Source organism: bacterium (assembly GCA_035295165.1).
Classification (GTDB): Bacteria; Sysuimicrobiota; Sysuimicrobiia; order Sysuimicrobiales; family Segetimicrobiaceae; genus JAJPIA01.
This window is the reverse complement of the sequence record DATGJN010000090.1, coordinates 1-19,287: the sequence shown is the minus strand read 5'-3', so window position 1 is coordinate 19,287 and position 19,287 is coordinate 1. Positions and strand designations below refer to the sequence as shown.

Here is a 19,287-nt window from a genome sequence, read left to right as displayed (position 1 = left end):
TTGACGGTCTCGCCCCAGCCGCCGTCGGGTCGGGTGCGTGCCATGCAAACGAAGTCAAATCGAGCCGCCTCTTCAACCGGCCCGCGCGGCGTCGGCGGGCCTCGCGTCCCCGTGCCATGACCGCGAGCCGATCCGCCCCCGAGGTCGCCTCGCCGGCTCGCGAGCCACTGCGGGTGCTGATCGTCGAGGACCAGGCACCCCAGACCGACCTGGTCATCCGCGCGCTCTCCCGAGCCGGATTCGCCCCGGAGTGGCAGCGCGTCGACCACGAACCGGCGTACGTGGAGGGCCTGGCGGCGTCTCCGGACGTCGTGCTCTCGGAACTGTCGTTGCCGCGGTTCGGCGCCGCGCGCGCCCTGGACCTGCTGCGGGAGCGCGTGCGCGACATCCCGTTCATCGTCGTGTCGGGCACCGTGGGGGAAGAGGTCATCGTCGGTCTCATGCGGCGCGGTGCCGCCGACTACGTCTCGAAAGATCGGCTCACGCGTCTCGGCCCCGCGGTCCGGCGCGCCCTCGACGAGCGCCGGCTGCGCGCGCGCGAGCGACAGGCCGAGGCGGCCCTGCGACAGACCGAGGCTCAGTACAGAAACCTGGTGGACAGCGTGCCGGTCGGCCTCTGCCGAACGACGTCGGCCGGCGAGTTCGTGGACGCGAACCCCGCGTTCTTGCACATCGTCGGGTACCCCAGCCTGGACGCGCTTCGGTCGATCACCGCGGCGTCCCTCTACGCCGATCCGGCGGACCGCGAGCGCTGGAGAACCCTGCTTGAACGAGACGGCCTGATCACGGACTTCGAGTTGCAGCTGCGGCGCGGTGACGGTGCCCTGGTCTGGGTGCGCGCGAGCGCACGTGCGGTGCTGGACCCCGTGGATCAGATCGTGCGGTATGAGAAGGTGCTCATCGACATCACCAATCGCAAGCGCGCGGAGGAAGAGACGGCGCGGCGAGCCGGGCAGCTCGAGATCTTCGCGGACGTCGGGAAACGGCTCCGCGAGGCCGATCACGTCGAGCAAATGTACCCGATCGTCGTCGAACGGGCGATGCATCTGCTCCGCGCGGAGCACGGCACGCTGAACCTGATGGATACCGACCGACAGCTGCTGACGTGCGTGTACACCACGGGCGTGATGCAGGAGGTCGTGGGCACGACGTTCCCGGTCGCGGGCAGCCACTCCGGCAGTGTGATCGCCACGGGAACGCCGTACGTGACGGACGCCGTGGGGAACGAGCCCCAGCTGCCGTGGCTGCGGCGCGCGTACTACGACATCCTCGGACCGGTGGCGATCGTGCCGATGCGATCGGAACGCGCGGTCGTCGGCACGCTCTGCGTGGGGCGCGCGAAAGACGCGGGAGGGCCGTTCACCGATGCCGAGCTGCGGCTGCTCGAAGCGGTCGCGGAGATCGGCGGCACCGCGATTCGGCGCGCGCAGCTGCACGACAACCTCGAACAGGCCTACATTCAGATGGTGCTTGCCCTTGCACGGACGGTCGACGCTCGGGACTCGTACACGGGCACCCACAGCGAGCATCTGGCCGTCTGGACGGAACTGGTCGCGCGCGAACTCGGCTGCGGGGAGGACGAGATCCGGGCAATTCGATGGGGCGCCCTGCTCCACGACATCGGGAAGATCGGCGTGCCGGACGAGATCCTGCGCAAACCCGGACCGCTCACGGAGGACGAGTGGAACGTGATGCGGAAGCACCCTGCGATCGGCGAGGAGATTCTCCGTCCGGTGGATCGCATGAGCCCGGTCGCGGCGCTGGTGCGCCATCACCAGGAACGGTGGGACGGCTCCGGCTATCCCGACGGGCTGCGGGGCGACGCCATCCCGCTCGGCGCTCGGATCGTGGCGGTCGGCGACGCCTACAGCGCGATGATGGACGACCGCGCCTATCGCAAGGGCCGCACCAGGGAGGGCGCGCTCGACGACTTGCGCCGCGGCGCCGGCACCCAGTTCGATCCGCAGGTCGTCGAGGTGTTTTGCCGCGTCGTCCAACAGGACATTCCCTTTGGAGACACGCCGCGTCCCGCGTCGGTGCGCTCCTCGGACACCGCGGTGCGCCCGGCGGTGCAGGCGATCGCCCGATCCCTGACCCAGGCGCGGCAGGCCGGGCGCGCGATGCCCGCGATGGCAGACGTCGCCAAACGGTTGCTGCGGCCTCTGGATCTCTCGGCGGTGCTCGACGAGATCTTGAGCCAGATTCAGGAAGTGTTCGCCTATTCCATGTGCAGTATCTTGCTCCTCGACGAACACACGCACGAGCTTCGCGTCGCGGCGCACCGCGGGTACGCCCCTGCGCCTACCGAGGCCACGCTGCTCCTGATGGGCACACAGGGGATCGCCGGTTGGGTCGCCCGCCACGGGCGCTCATATTACGCGGCGGATGTCACGCGGGATCCGCTGTACGTGCCAGGCGCCGGGGAGGCGGCGTCCGAGGTCGGCTACCCGCTAACCGGCGACGGCCGGGTGATCGGCGTCCTCAGCGTGGCCAGCCCGGCCGGCGACGCCTTCCCGCAGGACGTTCGAGAACCACTCGAGACGTTCGCGACGCTGGCGGCCTTGGCAATCCTGCGCGCGAAACGAGACGACGACCTGCACCGGTTGGCCCTGACGGACGGGCTGACGGGTCTCGCCAATCATCGCGCGCTGTGGGACGCGCTGGAACGTGAGACCGCGCAGGCCGAGCGGCACAACCATCCGATCTCGGTGGTGATGGTGGAGATCGACCGGTTCAAACTCACGAACGACCACTTCGGACACCTGCAGGGCGATGCAATTCTGCGCGCGGTCGCCGACGTGCTGAAGACGCACACCCGCGCGGGGGACCTCGCGGCACGGTTCGGGGGGGACGAGTTCATGTTGCTGCTGCCGACCGCCCCCAAGGCCGCCGCGGTGCAGATCGCGGAACGAATCAGGCATCACGTGCAGGAGATCCCCGGACCGACCGGCGTGCGGCTCACCGTGAGCATTGGGCTCGCCAGCATGCCTGAGGACGGCAGAACCGCAAGCGCGCTCGTCGAAGCCGCCGACCGGGCCATGTACGAGGCGAAGTACATCGGCGGCAACTGTGTGAACATCGCGTAGTCCTCCGCTGCCGACTGGCCGTGCCCTCGCCCGGATTCCCCGCGGCGAGACTGCTCTCCCGGCCCGACGGCGGGGCGGCGGAACCCCTCGATCCCACGTGCCACCTAGGTGTCGTTACCGGGGAGGCGTGTCATCCGCTCCCGGACGCGTTGACATGGTAGCAGGGTGGGGGTAGGATGGATGTAACGGATATTTGCCGTACGGCATGAAAACGTCACACGTTGGAGGCGCCCGATGTCTACGGTGCCGTCCGTCACTCCTGAAGACCCGACCATGCTGGCACAGTTCACCGAGCGGATCCGGGCCGGAGACCAAATCGAGGCCGGGGAATGGTTGCCCGAGGAATACCGCTTCGAAGCGCTTCGCCTCATCAACATGCATGCGAACTCCGAGATCATGGGCGCGCTTCCGGAGCGCGAGTGGATCCCGCGGGCCCCGAGCCTGGCGCGCAAGATGGCGCTCACCGCGAAGGTGCAGGACGAAGTCGGACACGGGATGCTGCTTTACCGCGTGGCCGAAACACTCGGTCGCACGCGGGACGAGATGGTCTCTGAGCTCGTCGCCGGACGCGCGCGCTTCCATAACGTGTTCCACTATCCCGCGGAGACGTGGGCCGACGTCGCGATCATCCAGGTGTTCGTCGACGGCGCCGCGATGCAGACGCAGGGTGCGCTCCGGTCGTGTTCGTATGCGCCGTACTCCCGCGTGCTCAAGCGCATCTGCTACGAAGAGGACTTTCACATCCAGCTCGGGCTCGACGTCTGGCGGTCGCTCGCGGAGGGCACGCCGCGGCAGCGCGCGATGTTGCAGGATGCGCTGCGCCGGTGGTGGACGCCGATCATTCATTTCTTCGGCATGCCGGACCGCGTGTCGCCCCACACCGAGAAGATGCTCGCGTGGCGGATCAAGGTCAAGTCGAACGAGGAACTCCGCCAGCAGTTCCTCCGGAAGTTCGTGCCGATCATCCTCGAGTACGGGCTGGAGGTACCCGACCCGAACCTGCACTGGGTCGAGGAAGAACAGCGGTACGTCTACACGGAACCCGACTGGGAAGAGCTCAAGCGCGTCGGCCGGAACGGCGGCCCGAAGAGCGCGGACCGGTTGGCCCTCCGACAGCGCTTTCACCAGCAGCACGCGTGGGTGCGCGAGGCGATGAGCCGGTGGCTCACCAGCCAGCCGCACGGGGCCGTCGCGTGACGTCGGGGCCGCTCGATCGGCCGGATCGCGACGACGCCCGGTGGGAGCGTCCGCTCGGGACGGCACCGGATGTCTGGGCGGTGTTCGTCCAGGGCCGTCACCGCGACATGCACGTGTACGCGGGGGACGTGCACGCGCCGGACGCCGAGATGGCGCTCGTGCTCGCCAAGGAGAGCTACACGCGGCGCGACCCGTGCGTCAACCTCTGGGTCGTCCGCGCCGACCAGATCCACGCGACCGCGCAGACCGCGGCGGACATGTTCGTCCCGGCGATCGACAAGAGCTACCGGTTCGGCGGGTCGTACCGCCAGCAGCGCCGAGTGCTCCAGAGTTCGTACAAGGCGTCGTATCGCGAGGAGGATCAGTAGGTGCCGGGTGTCCTCACCGCGATCGCCGATCCGTCGGTCCGCGCGGCGTTCCGCGAGTGGCTGGTGCGGATCGCCGACGACGAGCTCGTGATCGGCCACCGCCACTCCGAGTGGACGGGGTTCGGGCCGGACATCGAAAGCGATGTGGCGATGAGCAGCATCGCCCAGGAAGAGTTGGGGCACGGGCGCGCGTTCTATGAACAGATCGCGCAGGACGAAGGGAGCGACATCGATCGGCTCGCGTTCGGGCGCGCGCCACACGAGTATCGGCACGCGGCGCTCCTCGAGCAGGAGAACGACGGGTGGGAATACTCGATCGTGCGCTTGGTGCTGTACGAGGCGTTCGAGGTTGCGCGGCTCCGGCTCGTTGCCGCAAGCGGTCAGGAACCGGTCGCTGGGTTGGCGCGGATCCTGACCCGGGAAGAGCGGTACCACGGGTTGTTCGCGGAGACGTGGCTCACGCGGCTGGCCGGCGGTCCTCCGGAAGGGCCCGGCCGGGTGCAGGCGGCCCTCGATGCCGCGTGGCCCGACGCGCTCGGTTTGTTCGAGGCGACGTCCGCGGACGACATGCTCCTGCGGGCCGGCGTGCTCACGTCTTCGCCGGCCGCCCAGCGCGAGGCGTGGATCGACGCCGTGCGCCCCGTGCTGGACCGGTGCGGGCTCGCGCTCCCGACGGCGGCGGCCCGCGAGGGCGGACGCCGGGGCGAGCACACCCCCGCGTTCGACCGGCTGCTTGCACAGATGACCGAGGTGTGGAGATCTGACCCGGAGGCGCGGTGGTGACGATCGCGGCGGACACGCTCGAACGCGCGGTATGGGACATCCTGGCCACGGTGGAGGACCCCGAGCTCCCGATCTCCATCGTCGACCTCGGGTTGGTCCGGGACGTCCGCATCGAGGACGGGCGCGTGTCGGTGCGCCTCGTGCCGACGTGGATCGCGTGCCCGGCGCTCGGCGTGATCCGCCGTCGGGTCCGCGACGCCCTAGTGTCGCTCGCGGGCGTTCGTGACGCGGCGGTGGACTATACGTACGACGAGCCGTGGACGCTCGAGCGGGTCACGGCCCGGGGCCGGGCGCAACTCGCCTCGCACGGGCTGTCGGTGCCCCGGTGCCGGTTCGCGGAACCCCCGGTCTGCCCGTACTGCGGCTCCCACGATGTCGTGGCGGAGAGCCTGTTCGGCCCAACGCTGTGCCGCGCCACGTATCTGTGCCGCAGCTGCCGGAACCCCTTCGAGCGGTTCAAGCCGCCGGCCGAGGCGTAGCGCGCTACCCGCCGCTCCCGCTCGGCTGGCTCGGCTGCCGGAAGATCTTCTCGTACTGACCCGGACTGAACACGTAGACCTCGGACACGCGATCGCTCAGCGGGCCGGTCGTGTCCACGGCAAACGCGACGCCAAGCGTATCGTACACGAGCACGTTGTGGTCCTGACCGTTGTCCGTGGTATCCTCGGTCCCGTAGGCGCGCCGCACGTCGTCGACGGCCGCGCCCGCGCCGATCCCCTTGTCCGTCCGGTATCCGTCGTCCATGGAGACCACCAGGGCCACGATCTTCTTGCTCGACGCGTCGGCGACCGTCCCGATCCGCCTGAGCGGCCAGTAGTAGACGCTGAGCGTGCTCCCGACCGAGTCTTGGGAGTGCACGGGCCCGAGCGTGTTCACCGCCTGCGCGAGGTCCTCGCCGAGCTGAAAGGAGCCGATCGCCCGGCCGGGCAGGATCCCCGCGCCGGCGCCCGGAGCGGGAGACGTCTGAGCCCACGCGATGGCGACCATGCACGCGCTGATCCATACGGCCAGACCGATCCCGAACATATGCCGCATCATCGTGCCACCTCTCGTGTTCGTGTGCGCCGTGGAGCACGCCGCGCCCTATTAGAGGCTTACCCGCGGGACGGCCGTTTGACACCATGCGGAGCGAAAGCCTGTACAGACGAAACGGGACGCCCTCGCTCGAGCGTCCCGCGCGTCTTGGAACCGCAGTCGTTCGGTGAGCCCGCTACATCGCCGCCTTCAGGGTGGGCGTGGCGACGTGCCACACGCCGTTTTGCGGCCCGTGTTTTCCGTCGCCGCCGGCATCCCCCGGTTTGGTGTCAGGCGCGTAGCGATAGAGCAAGTGACCGTTGTAGCTGACCTGCGACCCGTTCGCGGTCTTGACCACCGCGAGCTTGCCTGGCAGGGAAGAGGGCGCCGTCGGCGCGCCGTCGCTGAGTAGGGGGGGCCACACACCGGCGCATCCGCCGGTGCATGCGCTCGAGGTCATTGTGTCGGACGTGAGATAGTACAGGCTCAACCCCTTCGCATCCACCAGGATCGGTTGCGGCTGCCCCATCACGGTGGCGTTTTGCACGTTCACGGTCATCATCCCTGCGGCACGGACCTGGGGTGCAATCGCTCCCATGCCGCCCGCCAGCACCAGTAGGACAACGAGCATCATCCCTCCCGACCGTTTCGCACACATCATCCGATCACCCCCGCCTCCGTCTGAGTGGCTCACGATGATTCGCTCCGGCGGCTCGGGGCCGCCGCGGCTAGTGACTCGTCACTCGCGCGTACTCCCATTCCGTGGACAGCGTGAGGCCCGCCAGCCGCTCGGCCTCGTCCATCGAATCCGCTTGTCCCTTGCCGACCACCTGCGGGTCCGACTCGCCGATCGGCAGCCGGATCACCAACCAGTTCCATCTGCCGCTGTGCTCTTCGGTCTCGTCCGCAACGAACAGGTACCGCCAGTTCCCATACCGCACGAGCTCCGCTGCGGGCGCCACCGCCCACCTCCGGGAGTGACGTTCTCGGGTACCGACACCTGGCACAGGGCGCCGTCCACTGTGTCCCATGTACCCAAAACGGCGGTCCCAGTAACGGCCACGAGCACCTGCCAGGGCGCCTGGAGGGACGCGAACACGGGCCCTTAGATGGCCTCGATAATCGCCTTGAGCGCGGTGGTCGCGGCGGTCATGCCCGCGACCGTCGCGTACTCGCCCGCGTTGTGCGCCTGGCCGATCGAGCCGGGCCCGAGGTTGCAGAAGTCGTGAGTGCGCTCGGCAAAGATCGACAGGTCCTGCCGCCCCTGCGAGAACTGCAGGGTCGCGGTCCCCTGGACCTTGCCCAGCGTCTCCGTAGCCACCTTGAGCGTGTGCCCCCCGCGGTCGGCGAGCGTCGGCAGACACAGCTTGCTGATCTCGAGTTCGTGCGCCACGCCGTCGACCGCCGTCCGGAGCTCAGATGCGAACGTGCCGAAATCCTCGCCCACCGACAGCCGCCGATCCACGGTCAGCTTGAACCGGTCGGGAATGACGTTTTCCGCGAGGCCGGCGTGGGCCGCCACCACCGACAGCGAGGGCACGCTGTTCACGCCGGGCGCGACTTCGATCGCCTTGAGGCGCTCGGCGGTGGTTGCGATTCGGCGGATCACCTCCAGGCCGCGGTAGATGGCGTTGTCCGCGCGGCGCCAGTCCGACGAATGCCCGCTGCGCCCGAGCACGGTGAGGTATCCGATCGCGCGCCCCTGGCACCCGATCCCAATGTGCAGCCGCCCCGCGGCGGCGTCGTACGAAGGCTCTGTCGTGATGGCGTAGTCCGGCTTCGCCCGACCAATCAACCGGCGCACGCCGTTGCGCGGGGTCTGCGAGCCGCCCTCCTCGTGGTTGGTAAACGCAAACCACGTCCGGACCTTGGGCGACGCGTGCTGGGCCAGCCACATCATGCACGCCAGCCCGGCCTTCATGTCGGAGGCGCCGAGCCCGATGACGCGCCCGTTCTCGACCCGTGGCTTGAACGGATCCGACGTCCACCCGTCGACGGGCGGCACCGTGTCCATGTGCCCGTTCACGACGAGGAGCCGCTCGCCTTGGCCAACCTCGGCGGTCACGTTACCTTCCTCGTCGCGCTCGGTCGCGACGCCGGTGCGAGAAAGTGCGTCATGGATGTACTCGGCAACCCCCGCCTCCTCACCGGTCACGCTGCGGATGCTGACGAGATCGCACAAAGTACGCTCGAGATACGTGGCCATATCCGACACAACTGTACCCCCCTGTACGTGGTGCGTGCGCAGACACCACGGAATCGCCGCGCCCGGCGCTGCGCCGGACCACGGACTCTAAGACCTAGGGATTCGCCCCGGTGGAGAACGACGCCTCCGGATAGACCACGCGGAACCGGTCGAACGCTTCCACGAGCACAGCCCCGGTGGTGGGATCGGTGAAGGTGTGCTCGATCCGGCTGATCCGGCTCAGCAGCACCGGCCCGTGCACATCGGCGGCGAGCGGGCGGGGCGCGTCCGACCCGCCGACCACAAAGGGGGCAGTGGTGAGAAAGTACTCGTGGACCAGGCGCGCCCGAAACAGACTCGCCAGCACCCGCGGTCCGCCCTCGGTCACGACGGTCCGGACCCCTCGCGCCCCGAGTGCCTGCAGCACGGCGGTCGGGGCGGGCCGTCCGTCCGTCGCGGTCTGCACGCGAACGAGCTCGATGCCCTGAGCCTCGACCCGACGGAGTACCTCGGGCACGTCCGGGCCGCGATCACCGGTCACAATGAGCCGGTCGAACCGGGGATCGGTGAAGAGCCTGCGCGACAGCACCTCGGGCGTCCACGATAGGCGGGACGCGAGCACGACGACGAGCAGGCGTGGCGGCCGGCCGGAGGCGGCCCGCCGGTCGGCCTCCGGTTCGGGCAACACCGCCGTCACGTCCTCGGCCGTGACGGTCCCCACCCCGGTCAGCACCGCGTCGGTTGCGACCCGGAGCCGCGTCAATGCAAGCCCGTCGACGCGGGTGCCGATCACCGCGGCTTTCCCGTCCACCGCCGCCTCGCCGTTCTGGGTCATGACCATGTTCGCCACCAGATACGGGAGCCCGTCCCGCGGGACCGGGAACCCAGGATGCGCGTAGAATTCGGCGATCGGGATCGTCCGAGGGAACGGCTCAGACTCGTGCCAGGCGAGCTGCAGATGAGTCGGGAGGGGGACGGCGGCTTTCCAGCCGGGCGCTGTCACGACGGTCTCGCCCCTCGCGTTCGGTCCGGTGGATACGCCACGCTCCGATGGTAGCACAACGCCGCGTCGGCGGCCTTCCAGGATCGGGAGCGAACGGGGGAGAAGAAAAATAGGGTAGAGGCAGGCCGAGCGGGCCGGCCGCGATGGAGGACGCACGCATGACCGATCAACCCAACGCCGCCGCGTGGGAGTCGCTGTGGCGGCAGCTGGAGCGGCTGGAAGGGGCCGCGCGGACGCTGAGACGACTCTCTCAGGAAGAGCCGCTTCTCCAAGCACGCCCCGACTATCCGCGCCCGCCAGCGCCGAGGCGGTCCTACGCCGACGAGTTGCGCGAGACCCTGGAACGTGTGCGTGAAGGTGTTGCCGAGGTCCGGCGGTTGCTCGCGGAGGCGCTTCCACCGGGCACGCACCCCGCCGGGCTCCTGCCGGAAGAGATGCCAGACGCGCTGGACCACCGGCTCGCGGGGTTGGCCAAGCTCGCGGACACCCTGCTCGTGGAAGCGTTCGAGCCGCCGCCGCCGCTCCCCAAGCACGCGCCGCCGTACGTCTTGGAGGCTCCCCGACACGACTTGGCGGGGTCCAAGGCGATCTTCCTGAGCTACGGGCTGGAAGACGCGGCGGCGTCGATCCGAAACGCGCTCCTCAGCCGCGCGAACACGACCGCGGCCCCGGGAGCGTCGGCGTAGCCCATACCGGGACGACGGCGTCAGTCGATCGGGGTCGCGCGCGTCACCACTAGCGTGTGGTCGATCAGCACCGCGACCCGCTGGATGAACTGTACGGTGTGCGGCAGGACGGCGTGGCGCTCGAACGCGGCGTCATCCGCCCAGCGCGAGTGAATGTAGAACAGCCGCGGATCCTGGGTCGCGCGAAAGGCCTGCATACCGCAGCAGCCGGCCCCGCCGCGCGACGGACCGACCACCTCGCGCAGAGCCGCTTCGACCGCCGCCTCACATCCCTCGCGGGCGTGAAGACGCACGAAGACGCATAGCTCGGTCGCGGCCGCCCCGCTCGCGACACTCCCGTCCGACCCCGGCGTGTGGGCCTCGTAGCTCCCTGGCCGCTGGGTCCCCTCGGCGGGCGTCACGCGCCCCGCAGGCGGGCGCCCGGTCGCCTGAGGCTCGAGACCGGTGCGACCGCACCCACGTGGGGCTTCACGATGTCGAGAATCGGGAAGCGGCCCCCGAGAATCGGGTCGCTCTTGACGCCCATCCACTGCTCGAGCACGGTCGCGTACACGCTCCGGAAGTCCGTGCCGAATTTGAGGTCGCCGATGTCGAGGTCCGTCAGGCTCGGTTGGGCGCCGTGAACACCCGGGGTCACGGGACCGCCGATCAGAAACATCGGCGCCGCAGTCCCGTGATCCGTGCCGGCCGAGGCGTTCTCCGCGACGCGGCGGCCGAACTCGGAGAACGTCATCGTCAGCACGCGGTCTTGCAGGCCTTTCTGTTTGATGTCGTTGACGAACGACGCGAGCCCGGCCCCGAGCGTCTCGAGGAGCCGGTCCTGCCGCCCTTCCTGCGCGGCGTGCGTGTCGAATCCCCCCAGGCTGACGTAGTACACGCGGGTCGGCGCGCCGGCCGCGATCAGCTCCGCGACGATCCGCAGCTTCTGGCTGAACGGGTCGCGCGGATAGCCGGTGCCGGCGTCGCTCGCCAGCTTGCCCGCGATCCGGTGGATGTCGGACGCGGCGAGGAGCGCGTTCATCTCCGTGTGGGTCAGGAAGTCCACCATCGGTTCTTCGCCCGCGACGGGGTGCAGCAACCGTTGGAGCGCCGCCTGCTCGTCGGCGCCGCCGCCCTGGACGGGGTGAAAGCCAAACCGGTCCGGGCTGTCGAACGCCACCACCCGCCCCGCAGTGCCCTGCATCGCGAGCGGCATTTCCGGGGAGAGCGTGATCCCCGCGGTCTGCCCGCAGTCGGGGCACTCGCTGTCGAACAGGCGGCCGAGCCACCCGGTCTTGGGCCCGGTCCCCACCGGGTCCGCGGTCTGCCAGATCTCCATCGACCGGAAGTGGCTGCGGTTCGGGTTGGGGTACCCGACCCCCTGCACGACGGCGAGCCGGCCGTCATCGAACAGCGCCTTCAGCGGCTTGAGCACGGGATTGAAGCCGACTTCGTCGTTGAGCCGAAGGATCTTGTCCTGGGGAACCGCCAGGTGCGGGCGCGCACGGTAGTACTCGTCGTGGACGAACGGGACCACCGTGTTGAGGCCGTCGTTGCCGCCGCCCATCTGGATGACGACGAGGGTCGGCCAGTCCGGCCGTCCGCTGGCCTGCGCCGTGAGCGACTGGTCCCACGGGTTGTTGAGGGCGAGCGCCGTCCGCGTGAGAAACATCGGCGCGGTCACCCCCGCGGACACGATCGTCAGCCCTTTCGTCAGAAACTCGCGGCGTGTCATCATGTCGCGCATCGTGACACCCTCCTCAGGCTACCTGGTACTCGGGCAGTGCCATCACGAGATGGATCGCGGCCCCGGGCGACCGGACGGCGGCTTGCGCCAGCATCGTCTGACGCGCCGGCGAGAGCGTCCGCCCGAGCAACTGGGTCGTGATCGCCTCCGCCGATCCGAGCGGCGCGAGGTTCGGCGCCCCGAGCCGCCCGGCGATCAACCCGGCGGCCACGTCGCTGCGCGTGAAAATGGTCCCCGCGTTCATCCATCGCGCCCCGCCATCCCACCCGGCGACCGTGGGGGGGAAGAAGAGGTGCTGGCCCATCAAGGCCATCGCCCCGGACAGCCGGATCCAGTCGGGCTGCTGCACGCCGAGCTGACGCACCGCCCCCACCACAAACTCGGTGGGGCTCTTCACCTGCGCGTGCATCACCTCGGGGCGGTAGAACGCCCGGGAGCGGAACAGTGCACGCAGGGCCGGCCGGAGCTCGTAGGTGTTCTCGCGCAGCCCCGCGGCGACCGCGTCCACGAGATCGGCGGGAGGCTGCGGGGCCGCGAAGAAGGCCGCGAGCTTCCCCGCGATCCACCGGGGCGCCGCCGCCTGCGCCAGGATGATGCGCATGATGTCGGTGCCGTCCCAGGCCCCGGTCTGCCCGAGGAAGGTCTTCTGGCCGCCGTCGTGCAGCGCCGGTTTGAATGCGAACGACCGCCGGTCTTCGAACGACCGGTAGTCCCGGAGCGTCCACCCGGTCCACGCACGGGCGGACTCCCGCACGTCATCCTCGGTGTAGTGGCCGATCCCGAGCGTGAACAGCTCCATCAACTCGCGCGCCCAGTTCTCGTTGGGGTGGCCCTTCCGATTCTGATCGTTGTTGAGATAGCGCAACATCGCGGGATCGCGGGCGACCCCGTCAAGCAACCGCGCGAAGTTGCCCGCGGCATGGCGACGGAAGAGTGCGTTCTGATAGTAGAGCGCCATCGCGTCGTTGACGTCGCCGAACGAGCTCGTGAAGTGCCCGTGCCAGAACAACGTAAGCTTTTCCTGGAGCGGGGAGGGGGAGGCGGCCATCCGGTCGAGCCACCACGCCGTGAGCGCTACGATCGCCCGCCCGTGCGCCTGGTTGACGACCTGGTACAGGGCCCGCAGCTCGGGGTGGTCCTTCGGGCGCTGGTGGTTTGCAAGGATGTACCCGAGCGTCGTATCGGTCTGCCGCTCCGCGCCGATCGCGTCACCGAAGATCTCGGGCATCGCGGGCTCCGGAGCGAACGCGAACAACGCGTCCACGGCCCGATCCGGCCCCGCCGCCACCGCGGCGGCCACCTCATTCGGCAGCGGACCGAACCCGGCCCGGCGCAGCAGATGCCCGGCCTTCGCGGCATCCCATGGATCGCTGGCGGTCGGGACGAACGGTTCAAGCCCTGCGGGCATCACACGGACCTCCTCGGGAGCACGCTCGTGTCTTTGTCGTGCCCAGCCGGCGCGCGCCCCGGACGTCGCGGCCGGGCGAGCCCCGGTGACACCCGCCCGACCTGACGACCCGTTGCCCCGTAAGCGCCGGTGCGCCCGGGAAAAGTTCCCGACGCCCCGCGCGCGTGCGTCTCGAGATCCGCTATTGCCCCCGGAACTCCCCCCATGCGCGCTCGACCAATGCGGGTGAGGCCAACAGGTCGATCGCGGTCATCACCATCACCCTGGCGTCGTTCATCATCCCCGCGAGCCCGATCTCGGCCTTGCCCGCCTCGAGCGCCTCCCGCGTATGCATCCCCACGCCGGGCGGACACGTCGGCAGGGTGTAGCTGATCGTCGGTAGCGCCTGACTGAGATTGCCGAGGTCGGTCGAAGCGCCCACGAAGCGGTCCTCGACCTTGAAACCGAGCGCGCCGGCGTTCTGCTTGATCAGCTCGGCCATCGTCGCGTTGTACTTGAGGGCGTCGAACAACAGCCCCTTCGAGATCTTGACCGTGGTGCCGGTGGCGTCGGCGGCGGCCCGGCCGCACGCTTCCATCCGCACCATCAGTTCCTTGTGGTAGACGCTGTCCGACGATCGGACACCGAACGCGGCGGCCGCCCGTTCCGGGACGATGTTCACCGCCTGCCCGCCGTCGGTGATGATGCCGTGGATGCGCGTGTCGGGGCGGACCTGCTGGCGCATGGCGTTCACCGAGTTGAAGACCTGGATCACCGCGTCGAGCGCGTTCAGCCCGTTCCACGGCGCCACCGCGGAGTGCGCGGGCCGTCCCGTGTACTCGAAGTCGATCCGCTGAACGGCCAGGCACCCGGTCGCGACCGAGGGGTGGTCGCCGGCGTGGTACTGGATCGCGGCGTCGCATCCTTTGAACGCGCCCCGCTCGAGCATCAGGATCTTGCCGCCGCCGCCCTCCTCGGCCGGCGTGCCGTAGTACGCGACCGTGCCGTTGAGCTCGGGGAGCACGACCTTGAGCGCGGCGGCGGCGGCGGCCATCCCTGCCCCCATCAGGTTGTGCCCGCACGCGTGGCCGAGACCGGCGAGCGCATCGTACTCGGCGATGAGGCCGATCGTTGGACCGGCGGCGCGGCCCTGAGCGCGCGCAATGATTGCCGTCGGCATGTCCGCGACCCCGGCGTCGACCTGGTAGCCGTGGCGAGCCAGCATCTCGCTGACCCAACGGACCGCCTGGGCTTCCTGAAACCCGACCTCGGGGTGCGCGTGAATCCGAAGCGCGAGATCGCGCGTCTCGGGCTCGAGGGTTTCGAGCGCGTCGAGTGCGCGGGTCTTCAACGCGGAGGTATCGGGAGCGGGAGGCGTGCCGGCCATGCGTGTCCCTCCTCGGCGGAACGGATCGGATATGAGGAGGGTTCGGCGCACCCCGCCGGGTCGCCTGTGGACTCTCCAGGACAAGGAAACGCCGCCTGCTACCCTGGGCGGCGCGCGAGGCCCGTGCCCTGTGCCACGGCGCGCCGTGGCACAGGGGAGGTCCGCGGTTGCCCGTAGCGGAGGCGCTGCACCGCGCGGCGGAGGCGCGCGTCCGTGACCTCGTAGTACACCTGCGTCGTCACCGGGCTCTCGTGACCGAGGAGCCGCTGGGCCTCTTCGATCCCGAGCCCCACGTTCGCCATCTGCTGTCCGGCGGTGTGGCGGAGGTGGTGAAACGCGATGCCCTCGGGGATCGGCACGCCCGCCCGGGCGGCGTACTGTTTGAAGATGCGCTCGACGCTCGCGTAGTGGAGCCGGGCCCGCCGGCGCTGGAACGGAATGCGGAAGAACATGGCGGTCGTCGGCACCGCCGGTCGGACGGCCAACCAGCGCAGCAGCGCCGCACGGGTGTCCGCCGTCAGCGGGAGCACCTGCTCCTTGCTGCCCTTGCGCCAGACCACGATCGCGGCGTGCTCGGAATCGCTGAGACGGATCACCCGCTCGATGTCGAGGCGGATCACCTCGCTGACCCGCAGGCCCATCAGGCCCAACTCGGCCATGGCGCGGTCGCGCAACACGCGGGGCTCGTCTCCTTCGAACGCGGCGCGAAACCGAGCGACCTGATCCTCCGTCCACCACCGGTGGACCCGTCGTAGCCGGCGGGGAGGTCGGAAGTCCTGCGCCACCGAGAACGGGCGCCGCTGCCGCCGGCGGAGCCACTCGTAGAAACGCCGGAGGGCGGTGATGCGGCGCGCGCGCGTCGCCACGGAGAGCCCGGCCTCGGTCATGCGACGGCCAAACCGCACGAGGTCCTCCGAGGTCGCTTCGTCGAGGCGGTTCTCGATGTACTCGGCGAAGTGCTGCACGTCGCGCACGTAGGCGAGGCGGGTGTTGACGGCGCGGTTGTCGCCCTCCAGATCGGTCCACCACTCGAGGAGCAGCGGGTGTCGGGAAGGCACCGGCGAACGAAGCGAGTGACGCGTTCGGCGCGCTGGCATGATTGGCGACCTCCAACTTCAGCTGCGATGTGTGCTGCGATTGCGCCGTCGAGCCCGTTCAGGCGCGTGGTTTCGGAGGACGGGTCTGATTCTCCTGCGCGGGCGTGGGGCGGATCACGTGGCGCCGTGCCGACGGACCTCGGCGACGGCGGCGCCGAGGGTTGCGGTCCAGGGGGATCCGTGTCCGCACAGCGTGACGGACACGTCCAGCCGACGCAGTCGTTCGAGGGAGGCGAGCGCCTGGGCCGAGTCGACGTTGAACGAGCGGGGGAGGAGATGGGGCCCGGACACCCCGGTGACCGGATGCCACGTGCAAAACGCGTCCCCGACCATCACCGCCCCGCGCTCCGCGAACAGCAACGCGCTGTGCCCCCGGGTATGACCGGGGGTGTGCACCACCTCGGGGCGGCCGGGCACGTCAAGCGTTTGCCGGTCCCCAAACGTGCGCACCTGCCTCACCCGCTGGGTTCTCGGTCCGTACCGCGCAGCGTGCGCGAGGAGGCGATACGTCCCGGCGCACCGCAGGTAGGGCCACATGGACCCTTCGGGTTTTGGCACCACCCCGGTGCGCGCGGCCTCCGCGTCCGCCGCATGCACGTACACGGGCACGTCGAGTTCGCGGCGCCACCACTCCGCAAAGCCGAGATGGTCCGCGTGCGCGTGAGTAAGCACGATCGCCTTGACATCTTGGGGCGTGCGCCCGATCAGGTGGAGCGCTTCGGGGAGCTGCGTCCGGTACTTGGGCAGCCCGGCGTCGACGACCGTCACGCCGTCGCGCACGCTCACGAGGTACCAATTGACGAACCACGTCCCGCATCGAAACACACCGGGTGCCACCTCGCTCGTCACGCCGTCCTCCCTCCGCCGGAGCTACCGTTCGCCGCCACGACGCGGTGCCCACGCGGACCCCACGGCGTATTGCGTGCATGCGGCGGCGATTCCCTGCGTGCACGCCGCATCGTGCCAGGGGCCGCGTCGAAGGTCTCCCAGTGAGGCAACAGACGGGTTGTCCGATCGACCGGCCGTTCGCCCGCGCGACAAGGGATCGCGGCCCGGACCACACCTGGCGTGGCTCGACCGCATAGATCCCGGCCGGCGCCCACCGCAACGGTCGAGGCTTGCACGTGTCGGCCGGATTGCTGGGTCCGGGCCCGGCGGAGGGATCCCGGTGGTCCCTGCGAACTACTCCGGACCAATGGACCAGTACGCGTTTGACAACGCGTGGATCCACGCGCGGCAGCGGCTCCGTGGTCTCGAGCAACTTCTTGATCCCGGCACGATTCGGCATCTGGAGGCGCTCGGCGTGGGGGAAGGCTGGCACTGCCTGGAAGTTGGGGCCGGAGGCGGAAGCGTCACCGAGTGGCTCTGCGGCCGAGTGGGGCGGGCCGGATCCGTCATGGCGACGGATCTTGATACCCGCTTCCTTGAGGCCCTGACCATGCCCAATCTCGACGTTCGTCGCCACGATATCATTTCAGATGAGCTTCCGGAACGGCGGTTCGATCTTGTGCTTTCACGACTTGTGTTGGGGCACACGCAGAAACGTGAGAAGGCACTTTGGCGGATGCGGTCGGCGCTCAAACCTGGCGGCGTGATGGTGTGTGAGGATGCGGACCACATCTCGGTCGCGCTTCTGTCTCCACCGGACACCCGAAGCCGAGACCTCTTTGCGAAAGTCGAGCAAGGAAAAGATAGGGCGATGGCCGCACGCGGCCACGTGTACTGCGGACGCCAGTTGTATGGATTGCTCTGCGCGCTCGGGCTCATCGACGTGCGTGCCGAAGGACGCGTGCCCGTACTCTATGCCGGCACGGAACCGACGCGTTGGAAGCGGCTCTCCGTCGAGCAACTCCGTGACGACATTGTCAACGCGCAACTGGCGACAGACGCCGAGATCGATGCCTACCTTGCCCTGCTTGATTCGCCAAACTTCACCGCGCAGGGGTTTACGGTGATGACGGCGTGGGGACGGCGCGCCGAATAGGCACCGCCGATCACCGCGAAGCGACAACCGGCAATCGAACCCATACCACGAGCATTGGAGGCGCACGATGGCAGTCTGTTCCAGGTGCGGCAAGGAGTACAAGCCGGGCGCGAAGGGATGGTACGGCCGCCTCGAAGGGCTGCCACCCGGGGGGAGGGGGGAGAGCCCGCTCGCACGCATCCTGCTTTGCCCGGAGGACTTCGCCCGCATTCCGCAGGCCGGACGTAAGGCCTGGCACGAGTACATGGGCGCCACGGAAGGGCCCACCCGGGAAAAGCGGATCGGTCATCTGGGCGAGCCCTGACCCGCGCCCGCACGGCGAGTCGTTACACAACCGAACCCGCCGCCCGCAGGGGTGGCACGGGGAAGGGCGAAGTGTCCGCTACAACATGCCAGCCACGAAGGGGGAATCTGCGATGACGGCAGAGTTTACGCGCCGCGCACTGCTGCGCACCACGGCCGTGGCGGCGGGGGCGGGGTTGGCGACGCGCTATCTCGGCGTGTCCGACGCGCTCGCCGCAGGCTCGATTCCCAACCCGGAGACGCTGTTTTACGGCGTCTACTGGGAACCCGTGAACCTGGATCCCCATGCGATCACGGACTGGGGCAGCATGTGGATGCTCGACAACATCTACGAGCCGCTGGTGCGGTACAAGACGAAACAGGTGAACGGCCAGACGATCGGCACCGCGGAGGTGACGCCGCACCTCGCGGAGGACATGACGGTCGCGAAGGACGGCAAGACGTACACGTTCCGGCTGCGCCAGGGCGTGCGGTTCCACTCCGGCGATCCGCTGACCGCCGACGTGGTCAAGTACTCGATCAACCGGATGTTGACCGTGAATCTCGGCCCCGCCAGCACGATCTCGAAGTACATGGATCAGGGGAGCACCGCGGTCGTCGATCCGCGGACCGTACGGGTCACGCTGACACGGCCGTGTCCGTTCTTCCTCCAGTTGTTCGCCGCCACGAATGTCGGCGCGATCGTCAATCCCAAGACCGTCGACGCGCACGGCGGCACCCAACCGGGAAAGTTCAACGAGTGGATGTCGCGGAACACCGACGGCACCGGCCCATTCAAGTGGGGCCAGTGGAACGCCGGCCAGCAGTTCGAACTCGTGGCGAACGACCAGTACTGGGCCGGCGCCCCGAAACTCAAGCGCGTCGCATTCCGCGTGATCACCGACTTCGCGACGCAGCTGCTGCTGTTGAAACGCGGCGAGCTGGACATCGTCTACCACCTCCCGCCGGACATGACGGCCCAGCTCATCGGCAACCCGGACATCGTGATGAGCCGGGCGAGCGGCATCGGCGTCCACCAGATCTACATGCAGAACCGCACGAAGCCCTTCGACGACGTGCGCGTCCGGCAGGCGATGGTGTA

General features: G+C 69.1%; 20 protein-coding genes. 9 read left to right on the top strand and 11 right to left on the bottom strand.

Translation table 11 applies throughout. The features are described from left to right. Positions 1 to 116: 116 nt before the first annotated feature. From VKZ50_14840 to paaD, 5 genes are all read left to right on the top strand, one after another. A complete protein-coding gene (locus tag VKZ50_14840) occupies positions 117 to 3,086 on the top strand; it encodes a diguanylate cyclase (GenBank protein ID HLJ60999.1) in 2,970 nt (989 codons plus the stop codon). 234 nt (positions 3,087 to 3,320) lie between these two features. Beyond that, positions 3,321 to 4,283 (top strand): 1,2-phenylacetyl-CoA epoxidase subunit PaaA, encoded by a 963-nt coding sequence (paaA, locus tag VKZ50_14835; GenBank protein HLJ60998.1) that lies wholly within the window; start codon positions 3,321 to 3,323, stop codon positions 4,281 to 4,283. Further along, positions 4,280 to 4,651: a 1,2-phenylacetyl-CoA epoxidase subunit B gene (locus VKZ50_14830; GenBank protein ID HLJ60997.1), complete on the top strand. Its 372-nt coding sequence runs from the start codon at positions 4,280 to 4,282 to the stop codon at positions 4,649 to 4,651. Before paaA ends, VKZ50_14830 begins: the two co-directional genes overlap by 4 nt. Then, a complete protein-coding gene (gene paaC, locus VKZ50_14825) occupies positions 4,652 to 5,434 on the top strand; it encodes a 1,2-phenylacetyl-CoA epoxidase subunit PaaC (GenBank protein ID HLJ60996.1) in 783 nt (260 codons plus the stop codon). Continuing rightward, a complete protein-coding gene (gene paaD / locus VKZ50_14820; GenBank protein ID HLJ60995.1) occupies positions 5,431 to 5,913 on the top strand; it encodes a 1,2-phenylacetyl-CoA epoxidase subunit PaaD in 483 nt (160 codons plus the stop codon). Before paaC ends, paaD begins: the two co-directional genes overlap by 4 nt. 4 nt (positions 5,914 to 5,917) lie before the next feature. On the opposite strand, the gene VKZ50_14815 is transcribed toward paaD, so the two are convergent. The 5 genes from VKZ50_14815 to VKZ50_14795 form a co-directional block, all read right to left on the bottom strand. Beyond that, entirely contained in the window at positions 5,918 to 6,469 is a 552-nt protein-coding gene (locus VKZ50_14815; GenBank protein HLJ60994.1) for a hypothetical protein, read from the bottom strand. Positions 6,470 to 6,644: 175 nt separating this feature from the next. Next, on the bottom strand, positions 6,645 to 7,079 hold the full coding sequence (locus VKZ50_14810) for a hypothetical protein (protein HLJ60993.1): 435 nt from the start codon (positions 7,077 to 7,079) through the stop codon (positions 6,645 to 6,647). A gap of 97 nt (positions 7,080 to 7,176) precedes the next feature. Next, the gene (locus VKZ50_14805; GenBank protein HLJ60992.1) at positions 7,177 to 7,410 is read right to left on the bottom strand and encodes a hypothetical protein; all 234 of its coding nucleotides are present in this window, start codon (positions 7,408 to 7,410) and stop codon (positions 7,177 to 7,179) included. 143 nt (positions 7,411 to 7,553) lie between these two features. Then, positions 7,554 to 8,654 (bottom strand): M20/M25/M40 family metallo-hydrolase, encoded by a 1,101-nt coding sequence (locus VKZ50_14800; GenBank protein ID HLJ60991.1) that lies wholly within the window; start codon positions 8,652 to 8,654, stop codon positions 7,554 to 7,556. 94 nt (positions 8,655 to 8,748) lie between these two features. After that, complete coding sequence (locus VKZ50_14795) at positions 8,749 to 9,636, bottom strand: dihydrofolate reductase family protein (protein HLJ60990.1); 888 nt, start codon at positions 9,634 to 9,636, stop codon at positions 8,749 to 8,751. 158 nt (positions 9,637 to 9,794) lie between these two features. Between VKZ50_14795 and VKZ50_14790 the strand changes: the two genes are divergently transcribed. Then, positions 9,795 to 10,322 carry a hypothetical protein gene (locus VKZ50_14790; protein ID HLJ60989.1) on the top strand — a complete coding sequence of 176 codons (528 nt, stop codon included), beginning with the start codon at positions 9,795 to 9,797 and terminating at the stop codon, positions 10,320 to 10,322. 20 nt (positions 10,323 to 10,342) lie between these two features. Here the strand turns inward: VKZ50_14790 and VKZ50_14785 are convergent, their stop codons facing one another. From VKZ50_14785 to VKZ50_14760, 6 genes are all read right to left on the bottom strand, one after another. Next, positions 10,343 to 10,723: a putative quinol monooxygenase gene (locus VKZ50_14785; GenBank protein ID HLJ60988.1), complete on the bottom strand. Its 381-nt coding sequence runs from the start codon at positions 10,721 to 10,723 to the stop codon at positions 10,343 to 10,345. Then, entirely contained in the window at positions 10,720 to 12,048 is a 1,329-nt protein-coding gene (locus tag VKZ50_14780) for a DUF1501 domain-containing protein (GenBank protein HLJ60987.1), read from the bottom strand. Before VKZ50_14780 ends, VKZ50_14785 begins: the two co-directional genes overlap by 4 nt. A gap of 13 nt (positions 12,049 to 12,061) precedes the next feature. Then, positions 12,062 to 13,456 carry a DUF1800 domain-containing protein gene (locus VKZ50_14775; GenBank protein HLJ60986.1) on the bottom strand — a complete coding sequence of 465 codons (1,395 nt, stop codon included), beginning with the start codon at positions 13,454 to 13,456 and terminating at the stop codon, positions 12,062 to 12,064. 181 nt (positions 13,457 to 13,637) lie between these two features. After that, a complete protein-coding gene (locus VKZ50_14770; GenBank protein ID HLJ60985.1) occupies positions 13,638 to 14,822 on the bottom strand; it encodes a M20 family metallopeptidase in 1,185 nt (394 codons plus the stop codon). Between the two features lie 98 nt (positions 14,823 to 14,920). After that, on the bottom strand, positions 14,921 to 15,919 hold the full coding sequence (locus tag VKZ50_14765) for a tyrosine-type recombinase/integrase (protein ID HLJ60984.1): 999 nt from the start codon (positions 15,917 to 15,919) through the stop codon (positions 14,921 to 14,923). 114 nt (positions 15,920 to 16,033) lie between these two features. Further along, positions 16,034 to 16,768, bottom strand: a complete 735-nt coding sequence (locus VKZ50_14760) for an MBL fold metallo-hydrolase (GenBank protein ID HLJ60983.1) — start codon at positions 16,766 to 16,768, stop codon at positions 16,034 to 16,036. 319 nt (positions 16,769 to 17,087) lie between these two features. Between VKZ50_14760 and VKZ50_14755 the strand changes: the two genes are divergently transcribed. The 3 genes from VKZ50_14755 to VKZ50_14745 form a co-directional block, all read left to right on the top strand. After that, on the top strand, positions 17,088 to 17,903 hold the full coding sequence (locus tag VKZ50_14755) for a methyltransferase domain-containing protein (protein ID HLJ60982.1): 816 nt from the start codon (positions 17,088 to 17,090) through the stop codon (positions 17,901 to 17,903). A gap of 67 nt (positions 17,904 to 17,970) precedes the next feature. After that, positions 17,971 to 18,207, top strand: coding sequence for a hypothetical protein (locus VKZ50_14750; protein HLJ60981.1), 237 nt, complete (start codon positions 17,971 to 17,973; stop codon positions 18,205 to 18,207). Between the two features lie 112 nt (positions 18,208 to 18,319). Then, the coding region (locus tag VKZ50_14745) for an ABC transporter substrate-binding protein (GenBank protein ID HLJ60980.1) at positions 18,320 to 19,287 on the top strand (968 nt) is incomplete at its 3' end.